Annotated in this window: 10 protein-coding genes; 2 read left to right on the top strand and 8 right to left on the bottom strand. The window is 38.6% G+C overall.

What is annotated here, in order from left to right; all coding sequences use genetic code 11:
- Positions 1 to 40: 40 nt before the first annotated feature.
- On the bottom strand, positions 41 to 1,762 hold the full coding sequence (gene cydC / locus NSQ41_RS06170; RefSeq protein WP_339211233.1) for a thiol reductant ABC exporter subunit CydC: 1,722 nt from the start codon (positions 1,760 to 1,762) through the stop codon (positions 41 to 43).
- Positions 1,759 to 3,492 (bottom strand): thiol reductant ABC exporter subunit CydD, encoded by a 1,734-nt coding sequence (gene cydD / locus NSQ41_RS06165; RefSeq protein ID WP_339211230.1) that lies wholly within the window; start codon positions 3,490 to 3,492, stop codon positions 1,759 to 1,761. The genes cydC and cydD overlap by 4 nt, the downstream gene beginning before the upstream one ends.
- A gap of 348 nt (positions 3,493 to 3,840) precedes the next feature.
- On the opposite strand from cydD, the gene NSQ41_RS06160 reads away from it, so the two are divergent.
- Positions 3,841 to 4,275, top strand: a complete 435-nt coding sequence (locus NSQ41_RS06160) for a hypothetical protein (RefSeq protein ID WP_327874009.1) — start codon at positions 3,841 to 3,843, stop codon at positions 4,273 to 4,275.
- Positions 4,263 to 4,556 (top strand): YxcD family protein, encoded by a 294-nt coding sequence (locus NSQ41_RS06155; RefSeq protein WP_066251682.1) that lies wholly within the window; start codon positions 4,263 to 4,265, stop codon positions 4,554 to 4,556. Before NSQ41_RS06160 ends, NSQ41_RS06155 begins: the two co-directional genes overlap by 13 nt.
- Before the next feature lie 131 nt (positions 4,557 to 4,687).
- Here the strand turns inward: NSQ41_RS06155 and NSQ41_RS06150 are convergent, their stop codons facing one another.
- The 6 genes from NSQ41_RS06150 to NSQ41_RS06125 all read right to left on the bottom strand — a co-directional run bounded on the left by NSQ41_RS06150 (position 4,688) and on the right by NSQ41_RS06125 (position 11,257).
- Positions 4,688 to 5,452 carry a hypothetical protein gene (locus tag NSQ41_RS06150; protein ID WP_339199374.1) on the bottom strand — a complete coding sequence of 255 codons (765 nt, stop codon included), beginning with the start codon at positions 5,450 to 5,452 and terminating at the stop codon, positions 4,688 to 4,690.
- A gap of 244 nt (positions 5,453 to 5,696) precedes the next feature.
- On the bottom strand, positions 5,697 to 7,271 hold the full coding sequence (locus NSQ41_RS06145; RefSeq protein WP_063386404.1) for a class I SAM-dependent DNA methyltransferase: 1,575 nt from the start codon (positions 7,269 to 7,271) through the stop codon (positions 5,697 to 5,699).
- A gap of 84 nt (positions 7,272 to 7,355) precedes the next feature.
- On the bottom strand, positions 7,356 to 8,234 hold the full coding sequence (locus NSQ41_RS06140; protein WP_311066496.1) for an IS982-like element ISGth1 family transposase: 879 nt from the start codon (positions 8,232 to 8,234) through the stop codon (positions 7,356 to 7,358).
- A gap of 661 nt (positions 8,235 to 8,895) precedes the next feature.
- Positions 8,896 to 9,204 (bottom strand): hypothetical protein, encoded by a 309-nt coding sequence (locus NSQ41_RS06135; protein ID WP_063386406.1) that lies wholly within the window; start codon positions 9,202 to 9,204, stop codon positions 8,896 to 8,898.
- A gap of 66 nt (positions 9,205 to 9,270) precedes the next feature.
- Positions 9,271 to 9,561, bottom strand: coding sequence for a hypothetical protein (locus tag NSQ41_RS06130; RefSeq protein WP_063386407.1), 291 nt, complete (start codon positions 9,559 to 9,561; stop codon positions 9,271 to 9,273).
- A 427-nt stretch (positions 9,562 to 9,988) separates the two neighbouring features.
- Positions 9,989 to 11,257: a HAMP domain-containing methyl-accepting chemotaxis protein gene (locus NSQ41_RS06125; RefSeq protein WP_339211227.1), complete on the bottom strand. Its 1,269-nt coding sequence runs from the start codon at positions 11,255 to 11,257 to the stop codon at positions 9,989 to 9,991.
- Positions 11,258 to 11,680 lie beyond the last annotated feature (423 nt).

Raw genomic sequence — 11,680 nt, 5'->3', positions numbered from 1 at the left:
ATCGAAAAAAAGCCGACAGTTTGCTCCATGTCGGCTTTCTTTAATTTGCTGTAAAGACACTTTGTTCAATTTGCTTCATTTGATAAAAGTATCCTTTTTTGTTCATCAATTCTTTGTAGGTTCCCGCTTCTACAATAGCTCCTTCATCCATAACGATAATTTGATCCATGTTTTCCAGACCGGCCAGACGATGACTGACAAGGATGACGGTATCATTTTTAGCAGCTTCAAACAGATGATGATAAATAGACTGTTCCGTTAAAGCATCCAAAAATGATGTCGGTTCATCAAGTATCCATAGCGGAGCTTTTTTCAACAATACCCTGGCGATCGCCAGTCTTTGCTTTTCCCCGCCCGATAAATTTCCTCCTCTTTCTAACAACGGATCGGCCAAAGAAAGATAGTCAAGCTTCACCTTTTTCAGCACATCTTCCAAATCTTCGTCAAGCACTGCATCTTTAGCAATCATTAGGTTATCGCGAACGGTACCGTAGAAAAAGTGGTTGTCCTGCAAAATAACGTTCGCATTTTTCCAAAGGCTATCGTCATCTAATTGATCGATCGGGATGCCGTTGATCCGAATCACCCCTTGATAGTTTTTATAAATTTTTAATAAAAGGGCCAGCAAGGTCGATTTGCCCGAACCACTAGGTCCGACAATGGCTGTTTTCGATCCTGCCGGAAATGTAATTGAAACATTTTTTAAAATTTCACCAAATAAATGAAAGGTGACATTCTCCATGACAATTGATGGAGCTTGTTGACCGGGAAGCTCCTTCATTTCTTTCTCATCAGACGTTTTTACAGAAGAGTCTTGATGCGTGGCGTCTGATAGTCTTGCAGCAGCTTGGCGGCTGTCCTCTAAATAACTTGGAAAAGCAGCCATCGGTGCCGCATGTTCAAAAACAGTTAATGAAATCATTACAAGCATGGCAAGAAAAATACCATCTAATTGACCGCCTGCAACGAAATAGACGCCAAGCAAAAGAATAATCCAAGAGACAATTAAAGATACAAACGTATTGACAGATTGACTGAAGAGGTTATAGATTGCTTCACGTTCCTGTTCTTTCAAATAAGCATCGGAGCGTTGGGTAAGCTTCTCTTGTTTATGCTCAAGCTGTTGATAAATTTTTAAATCGCGAAACCCATAAAAAAACTCCGTCACTTCTGTCGATAAATTCCCGCGGCTTTGTCGAACATGACGCTCTACTTTTTTTAGTCTGAAAGCAAAGTAAGCCGGAATTAGGACAGTGGTGAAAATCAAACCGATACATAACACCAAGGCAATATAAAAGGAAAAGAACGAAGTGAAAAAAATGGTCCATAAAAATATGAGAGTGGATACGATCGGCGGATAAAAAACACGCAAAAAGAAGTTTTGCAGCGTTTCCACATCGCCGACAATTCTGGAGAGGAGATCTCCGCTCCGATATTTAAGAAAAATCGCGGGCACCAATGGCACCAGCTTTTCAAAAAAAGAAACTCGCAACCGGCTTAATATATTGAATGTGGCGCGATGAGAAAAATAACGCTCCCCGTAACGGCTGCCGGCACTGATAAACCCTAACAGTTTTATACACGCTATGAAAACAGTCAGCGTGTAAATTGGCGGTGCAAGAGCTGCTTTAGAAATCAAATAGCCGCTTGAAGCAAACAAACTCACTGTCGCGATTCCTGTTATAAATCCGAAGAGAATGGACAAAAAAAGATCTTTCTTTTCTGTTAATGTCAGCTTTGTAATAAAAAGCAAATCTTTCATTTTGCCATGCCTCCTTGTTGGAGCGTTGTCATTTTCCTGTACGCTTCAACTGATTCCAGCAATTCTTTATGTGTTCCGGATGCGATGAGTTCTCCATTTTCCAAAAAAAGAACTTTATCCGCATTTATAATGGTATGAAGCCGATGAGCGACGGTAATGACGGTGGAAGATTGAGCTAATTCCTTTATGGAATCCTGCAAAATTTGTTCTGTTTGAAGATCCAGTCCAGTCGTCGGCTCATCAAACAATATAATGGATGGTTTTTTCAAAAACGCTCGTGCCAGTGCAATTCGTTGTTTTTCTCCTCCGGAAATTCCCCTTCCTCCTTCTCCAATAGGTGTATCAAAACCATTTTCAAGTGATTGGACAAGCTTTAAAATTCCTGCCTTTTCGGCTGCTTGTTCGATTTCCTCTTTCGTTGCATCGAGTTTTCCTCCCAAAGCGATATTTTCCGCAATCGTTCCAGAAAAAAGATACGGATTTTGCGAAATATAGCTGATTTCATCGAACCAGCTCTTTTCGTTCAAATCAGACCGCCGAATTCCGTTCACATAAATTTCCCCTTCAGTAAGCGGAACAAGACCTGCAATCACATGTAATAAAGTCGATTTCCCAGCACCGCTCTTTCCGACAATTGCCACTTGCTCAAACGGGCGGATTTCAGCATTTATATTTTTTAAGGCAAACCTATCTCCCTCGTAACGAAATCCCGCTCCTTCTATGCGAATGGTCGGCGGTCCTTCACCTTTTGGCAAAACTGCCTTCCCCCATTTTACTGGCTTTCCGATTGCGTTTAGCTCCTCTTCAATCTTTCTTGCCGCCCCCATACTCCCCCTGCCTGCATGAAAGGCGCTTCCTAAATCTTTCAGTGCATTATAAAACTCAGGAGCTAGAATCAGCATGAAAAACGCGGTAAAAAAAGAAATGTTTTGAAAAATAATTAAGCGAATCGCCACATCAAGGGCAATCAATCCCATACTAAGCATGGAAATGAACTCCAGCATAAAAGAAGAGGTAAAAGCAATTTTCAATACTTCCATCGTCGCATCCCGAAAGCCATGGCTGCTTTTTCTGATCGCTTCTTTCTGCTGTTTCGCACGGTTGAACAGCTTAAGGGTTGTCAGCCCTTGCAAGGTGTCAAGAAAATGTCCCGATAAAGCGGTCATTTTCTCCATTTGCTCCTCCGATTTCTTTTTCGTTTTGTAGCCAATGATGATCATGAATATCGGTATAAATGGCGCTGTAATCACCATGATTAATCCAGTAAATGGATGGCTAGCAAACACAACGAAAAGAATGAGAAGAGGTATGATCGACGTTTGAACTGCCTTTGGAATATAAATGCTAAAGTAGCTGTCGATTTCATCTACCGCATCTAGCAATACACTTGCTTTTTGTCCTGTTTTCCCTTGCAGCGATACTTGCAGCGGGTTGCTTGAAAATTTATTTAATAAAGATTGGCGAAGATCTTTTTTCACTTTGGACGCTATTTTAATTCCTGTTAAACCGCTGAAATAATGGGATGCAGTTCTGGCCAAAAGAACAATGAACAAACCTAAAAGCAACTGGAAAACATCAGCAAAAGACTGTTTCTGTAAAAAAATGCGATCGACAATCGCCGCAAAAAAATAAGCTTGTCCAATAATGGCAGCACCAGAGATTAAAGCAAGCACGATTAGCAACATCAATTTTGTTTTCTGCTTAAAAGCCAATTTTTTTAGCTGAACCATCCTTTCATGCCTCCAAAAAAACACGTCCATAGATACGTTTGATGAAACTTGAAGAAACTCTTTTAACATGGCAGTCCAAACGTTTTACAGTTCGCAAATACTTTCAAACAAGTATACATGATAAAATATATTCAAGTAAAACAACGGCCTCACCATTTTTTTAAAGTCTTCTATTCTTAGTTTACAGCATTGTAATAGTTGAATAACATGCTTAGATGAAAGAAAAATTTTTATTCGTTTATATAGAAAAGATATCAAATCGTGAAACTAATTTGATTTTCTATCGTATATAACATTGAAACTGAGTTCACAAAAATACAAATACTTTCATACAGGGGGAAGTCGAAATTGAAAAAATTATTAGCAGCTTTGTTTGCTTTCGCGCTTATTTTTTCACCTGTTGGAAATGTTGTTTTTCAAGATCATCCAACGATAGTAGAGGCGAAGTCATACAAATCAGGGAAAAAAAGCTTCAATTTGAATAAAAATACCACAACGAACAGTTCGAATTTCCAAGATAAAAAGGCAAACACTCCAAAAAATCAATCTGCCGCCTCCAAAGGCACATTCTCATCAGGAGGATTTTTCAAAGGCCTTATGTTAGGAGGGCTTGCCGGATTATTATTTGGCGGACTGCTAGCAAACATGGGTATATTCGGTTCAATTTTAGGTTTATTCATTAATTTGCTGGCAATCGTTATTCTCATCTCGATCATTCGCAAAATTTTCGTCCTGATCAAGCATAAAAAAGAAAAAGAGGCTGCTAATCCATGGAAAAGCTGATCATTCCGGAGCAAGATATTATTAACGCAATCTGCGTGTACATTTCCCGAAAAAAACAAATAAAGCCGGAAGAAGTTGTAGTGGAGCTGATGTATGACGACGATTACGGCTTTTCTGCCGAAGCGTATGTAAACGACCGAAAGCAAGTACTTATTACCGCAAACATCATCGAAGCTCTGCGTCTTTGGCTCGATGAATTTTTAAACGAAGACCCGTACGCTGGGATTGAACTTGTGTTGGATGATGAAGAAGGAATGATTGCCATCGTCAAAGGAAGATAAACGAACAATCTTTAAAAATAATCAGCACAAATTCGGCTGACTATGGATTGCGCTGGAACATTATGAAAAATGTTTCGGCGCTTTTTCATGTTTCCAATTAAAATCCACTCTGAATTTAAAAAAACTCTATTTTATTGATTTTTTAAAATGCGATGAATCTCTTTAATCTCTACCCCGTATTCAACTGAACGTGCTGACAATTCCTCAATCACACGCTGCTGACGTGCTACAAATTGTTCTAAATTCTCATAAGTTTTAGGGATTCCTGTAATTTTTCGTTCGATATTTTCCATTTTTACTTCTAATCGGGATTGTCCTTCTTTTAGTTCTTTCATCCCTACTTTTAGCTCTTTCAACTCTTCTTTTACACCTTGTTGTTCGACTGCCAAACGGTGTTGTCCTTCTTTTAGTTCTTTCAGCTCTTCCTTCATATCTTTTTGCTCAACTGCTAAACGAGACTGACCTTCCTTTAGCTCTTTCAGCTCTTCCTTCATACCTTTTTGCTCAACTGCTAAACGAGACTGACCTTCCTTTAGCTCTTTCAGCTCCTTCTTCATATCTTTTTGCTCAACTGCTAAACGAGACTGACCTTCTTTTAGCTCTTTCAGCTCCTTCTTCATATCTTTTTGCTCAACTGCTAAACGAGACTGACCTTCCTTTAGCTCTTTCAGCTCTTCCTTCATACCTTTTTGCTCAACTGCTAAACGAGACTGACCTTCCTTTAGCTCTTTCAGCTCCTCCTTCATACCTTTTTGCTCAACTGCTAAACGAGACTGACCTTCTTTTAGCTCTTTCAGCTGTTCCTTTACACCTTGTTGTTCGACTGCTAAACGGGATTGTCCTTCTTTCATTTCTTTTAGCTCTGATAATATTAATTTTAACGCTTCTTCCATCATATTAAACCTCCATCATGATTCATTTTATAATAACAAATATCTATCCTCTAAACGTTTCTACATAAAATAATAGAACAAATGTTTGGTTTTGTGAAGAAAAAGTTTCATATTAACTTCTGCTTTTATAATGATTATAATACACTTTTCTCTGACAGAAAGGTCTTAATACCACCTTTTTTCCTCGATTAATCTTTATTAGGAAATTTTCGAAAGCACCGATAAAAAAATTTCACATTTTCTCAGATCATTCATTTTTTTCCCTTTTGAATACTAAGTTTGACTTTTCCCCATTCCGATACATCAGCTCCTCCAGGTTTTGTTTGATTTTTTCTTGTAGTTTGTTCGATTCTTCAAATTGTTCGAGCAACCGTTTCGTTAGTTCGGCTATTTTTTGCTCAAAAGGAATGTCTTCTTCTTCTTCTGCCTCTGTTCCGACGTACATGCTTGGTGTCAGTTTGTAGTCGTTTTGTTGTACTTCTTCAAGTTTTGCAATTTTACAGAAACCTTCAATATTTTCGCAGCTTTTTGCATGTTCATATTTAAATGCTCGATAAACTGATGCGATTTTATCAATTTCTTCTTTAGACAATGCTTTTTGCTTGCGGCTGACGGGCTTTCCCATTTTTCGGGCATCGATAAACAAAATTTTGTTTCTTCGAGCACGGTAACCGTTTTTTCCATCGCGGTTTTTGCTTAAAAAGAACAAACAGCACGGTATGCCTGTTGTGAAAAACAGTTTTTCCGGCAATTGGACAACGCAATCGATGTACCCTTCATCCACCAATATTTTCCGCACTTCCTTTTCTTCCTTAACATTAGTTGTCATTGCGCCATTTGCCATCACAAACCCTGCTGATCCTGCATCATTTAAATGGTATAAGAAATGCTGCATCCACATATAGTTTGCATTGCTGTTTGTAACAGGCCCGATCAAGCGCGGATCGCTTTTCGATATTCTGTCCGCCCCCCAATCTTTTTGATTAAACGGCGGGTTGGCAATCACATAATCAGCCTTTAATTCAGGAAATTGATCGTTCAACAGCGAATCTCCCAGCCGTATTTCCGCATTGATGCCATGAAGCAATACGTTCATTTTTCCAAGACGTACTGTCGTGACGACATTTTCCTGTCCGTAAAATAAAAGAGACTTTTTATTCGGCGCATACCTCCCGCTTTGAATAAACATTCCACCGCTTCCACACGCTGGATCAAACACGATACCTCTTTTTGGTTCAAGCATCTCCACCAGCAATTCCACAATACAGGATGGGGTAAAAAACTCGCCGCCTCTGTTCCCTTCTGACGAAGCAAATGAACTAATAAAATACTCATAAGTACGACCGAGTATATCTATGCTGTCTTCCGAGCTGCCACTAAACACATCACGTGAAAAAATTTCAATTAATCCAGCAACATTTTCTACCGGTAAGTTCAAGCCTTGATAAATTTGCGGCAGCACCCCTGTCAATTCTGGGTTTTCTTCCTCGATTCGCTTCATCGCATTATCGAGAATTTCTTTAATATTCGGCTGTTTAGCATTTTTCATTATATAGTGCCAGCTTGCTTCCTTCGGGACGACAAACACATTTTTATCTCTATATTGATGAGAATCTGAAACGAAACCTTGCTGCATTTCTTCATTTTCCGCAAAAATTTGCTCCAACTCATTGCAGCTCTGTTCATATTTATTCGAAAGATAGCGCAAAAAAATAAGCGGCAGTACATAATGTTTATAGTCAGCTGGAGCCACGCTTCCGCGCATTTTATTAGCTGCTTCAAATAATTCTTTTTGGAAATCAATCTCTGCTTTAACCGCCATGGTTTTCCCCCTCTAAATCTTGCTGTCGATTCATTGTATTTTAAAAATATTTTAGCATAATCTACCCGTGGTGCTAGTTGAGTCTTAACGCTCAACTAGCCCAAGAACAACAAGGGAGTAAGCCAGTAAAATACCATCCAGTGCCGTTTCAAATCCAGAAACCGAGTTCGCTCGAATCTCGGTGATCCGATACGAATCGACTAAAATCGAAAACACGGTTTCAATCACTTTGCGTTTTCGTTTCATCCACTGTTTCCATGCGTCGGATTGGAGAATTCGCTGATTTTTTCGAACGGGCGTCCAAAAAGCGACTCGATGCTCTTCGTACAGCTTCTTTTGCAGTTTTTGGCTGATGTACCCTTTGTCACCTAGGTTATATGGATGTGGAATTTGCGTCATGACGGTTTCAGCGGCCACCCGATCGTGACAAGACGCTTCAGTGACGACATATCCCATCGGAAGCCCTTGGTCGGTGACCTGCAGATGAAGTTTCAACCCATAGAAAGCGATCTTTTTCGAAGCACAATAGCCAATATCCGCAATTCCACGAAACCGTTTGGCGCGATACATTCGGGATGAATGACACAGCTCGATCGGCAAACTGTCCACGACCGCATACGCATGGTGTTGTCCACGCTTGGCCAGCTGGTGCCGCATCCACTTGATCGCAAAGCCAAGCGCTCGGCAGCGACGGTTGTATCGAGAACGTTCAGGGAACAAGTCCTTGGAAAACAAATTCCCGATCACAAACCGGTGCCAAGCCCGTTCGGAAGTGAAGCCTAACAACTTTCCAAGGACATGGACGGCGATGATGACCTCGTCCTTCTGTTTCAACAAATGAAGATTTCGACGTTGAAGATGAATCTGGATACTCGATAGTTGAGCTGATACAAAACACAAAATCGATACATATTGTTTTTGAAGTTTGGCTCGATCTGTTGTAAAATGAAAGTGCTCTTGCATGTGAATTCTCCTTTTAAATGTTTGGTCGCACTTTCATTTTAAGGAGATCCTCATGCAAGGGCTATTTTTATGCTTGTCTGATTTTATCTAGCACCACGGGTATAATCTGTCTTCCTCTTTTTCAAAACAAAAGAGCGGCCCATGCTTTGGCCGCAATAAGAAACAAAATAAATTTTCGAATTTTCACAATATGAACTGTCGATTGATATCCTCTTCCTGCAAACTTTTGGGCATTTATGTTCTTCATCAATTCTGAATTTGGTTGAAAAAATAATACCCTTTCTACATATGCTGCTTTAATCAAGAAAAACGTGCCAGTGCTTTTTGCTGAAGGGATAAAAAAATTTAATTTACAAAATCTTTAAACTTTCACTGCATCCATACAGCAGCTTTCTTTTCCAATCTTCTCGATCATTTACGTGCTCACCATTTTATAACTAGATCGTAACCCGGGCTGAATTCAAATAAAGGAAGATGCTTTACAGTCTTACAATTTTTTGCATTTTCACATTTTTTTAAAACGTACCGTCCCTATCATCATAACAGTTTCAGAAATGATCAAATGCTAAAATAAATCCCAAACGATAAAACTTAAAAAACTAGGTTACCTGTCATGTTTCCCTTTAAAAAAATGAAGGAAAGTAAAATCTCCTTTATTATTTTACCTTCCCCATACATTAGGATGTAACAAATTGACTCTTGAAGAACCGTCACGGTTCAGCTTTTTATACTTGTTTGTTGTCTCCAATAATTTACGTAAAGCAAACTCAAACTCTTCGTGCGATAATTGCTTAGTAGCCAATAAATAGTAAAGAACGGCAAATGCAATGGGTATCGTATCAACTTGAATATTTACATCAACATTTACATCTGAATTACCGCTCGAATCAATGGAAGATTTATTTGATTGAGGGCTTTGAGTAGAAGCATTCCGTAACCAAGAGAACTCTCCTTTATCTAAATGTTCCATAACATTCTCACCCTATATTATAGGTGGGACAAAAAAGACATCTCACCCACATTTAATTATGCTCAATTAATCTCTTTGCTCTTGGTTTTGATCTTGATCAGATTCTGCTTTCGACCGAACTTTTGCATCTGAATCGGAATCAACATGAATATCAATTTCCACTTTTGAGTTGCCGCTATTATTTACTTTTGCAATATTTGTGTTACGATCAATATTTTTTAATTTATTCTCTAATTCGTTGTCCGTATCCACATCAACGTCACTTTTAAAATCTACATCAGCTTTTGCCTTTGCGTTCGCACGTTTTTCTGAATCGGAGCGTCTATTCTCTTCTTTGTCTGGATACCATACACTCATTCGTTTCACCACCTTTCTTGCTTTTGTCAATATAGTATTCATAATGAAATAATTTACTGGTCAAATATTCTAGTGAAAACATGGATTTTTTTCAAAAAGATGCGGCGGGAAAGTTAGAAAGGTCGAAATAAACGAATCACTCATGCAGAACGGCACGAATGGAATTTTTGGAGGCAAGGTGCTGGGCGATACGGAAAAGATTTCACAACATCATAAATGAGCATTCAAAAGCTGAAGTTCAAAATTCTGAAGTCCATAAAATCAGCTGAGGCAACGATTCTTTCATTGCCTAAATATTTGTTTTATATTCATTCTCAGATTTATTTGAATCATCTCGAAGGTTTATATTCTATAAACTACGGTATAAGCAACAGACGGCAGCATCCGGAATGCTTATGTTCTATAAAATGGGGCTGTATTCCCCATTTTATAGCTTGAATTTATGAACTAATTCTTGCATTCCTTCTGCCATTGTTGCAAGCATTTTTGCTGAAGAAGTTATTTCCTCCATCGAAGCTAGTTGTTCCTCTGTAGACGCTGCTACTTGTTCGGATGTTGCTGCGTTTTCTTTTGCTATTGTTGTAAGTTCATCCGCTGTAGATGTTATTTCTTCTACTTCCGCTGAGACTTGTTGAGCAATTGAAGAAATATCCTCAATTTGCGGTGCAATATCCTTCATATTTTGAACGATTTGAGCAAATTTTTCAGATGTTTCCTTCGTGATCTCAAGACCATTTTCGACGTTATGTGTTACTTCTGTCATAGCTTTAACAGAGTTTTCTGTATCGCTTTGGATTCTTAAGATTAAATCAGCTATTTGCTTTGCTGATGCCTGAGATTGTTCAGCTAGTTTCCGCACTTCATCGGCTACGACCGCAAAACCATTTCCATGCTCTCCCGCTCTTGCTGCTTCAATTGCCGCATTTAAAGAGAGAAGATTCGTTTGATCGGCAATTCCACTAATTACATCAAGAATTTTACTAATTTCTTTTGATCGTTCATATAAAGACTTAACCATGCTATCAGTCTCTTTAACTAATTTATAGATTGAATTCATTTGGTCAACTGTACGTACAACGGAACCTTCACCATCTTCAGCTTGCTGAGAAGTTTGTTTTGCAAGCTCTGCAACCTGATTAGAACTATCTGCAACACGGATAACCCCTTGTGCAATTTCTTCTAAAGAAGCAGCATTTCGTTCTATTCCATTCGTCTGTGTTTCAGCTCCGCTTGCTACTTGTTGAATGACAGAAGCAACTTGTTCTGTTGCAACTGTTGTCTGATCGGCACTTGCTGTTAATTCTTCAGAAGATGCAGCTACTTGTTCTGCAGTGTTTCTTACTTCCCCAACAACATTTCTCAAGTTTAAAATCATTTCATTCATTGATTGAACTAATTGACCAATCTCATCTTTCGATTTTGTTTCAAGCAGCTTTGCAGACAAATCTCCTTCTGCCACCATTTTCATACGATCTACTACTTGGAAAATTGGTTTTACAATCCGATTCGAAAGAACAATTGCAATCGTCAAGCTGACAAGAACAGAAATAATAACAGTTAGCACAAATGTATTTCCTGTTCCTGTTCCATCTGCAGTTAAATGTCCAAGTTGATTTAAATCAAAAATTGCTGCGGTAGTAAATAATAAAATAACAACGACAAATCCACTAATAATCTTTAATCGCAGACTTTTCATTATTGTCCTCCTTACACCGTTTTATTTTAGTGATTTTTACCAATTTCAAACAAAACTGAATCAATTGGATAATTTTGTGGTTTAACAAAAAATTTTTTTATAGTTTTGGGGAATAGTAGGTGTAGGGTTGGAGTTGCTCTTCGTTGATGTCGATTACTTCTTTTAATGCATGAAATATTTCCTACATCTACTTCCTTAACTATTACTACCACTAATCTGTTTAATCAGTAGATGAAATTCCGGGAAGGCGTTGAAGTAAATCAATTTCAGGAATATTCCCTGGGAAATTCATACTCCCTTTTGACACAGAGGGTTTAGACCGATTGAGATGTTTTTACAATGGGCCAATAGAATGAACTTTGCCAAATATGTATTTTTATTTTACTCCATCACCAAGCCTCCTTTCCTATGTAAAAATAAAAA

This window comes from Aeribacillus sp. FSL K6-8210 (genome assembly GCF_037963925.1).
Taxonomy (GTDB): domain Bacteria; phylum Bacillota; class Bacilli; order Bacillales; family Aeribacillaceae; genus Aeribacillus; species Aeribacillus composti.
The sequence above is the reverse complement of the archived record's forward strand: the minus strand, read 5'-3'. Positions and strand labels throughout refer to the sequence as shown.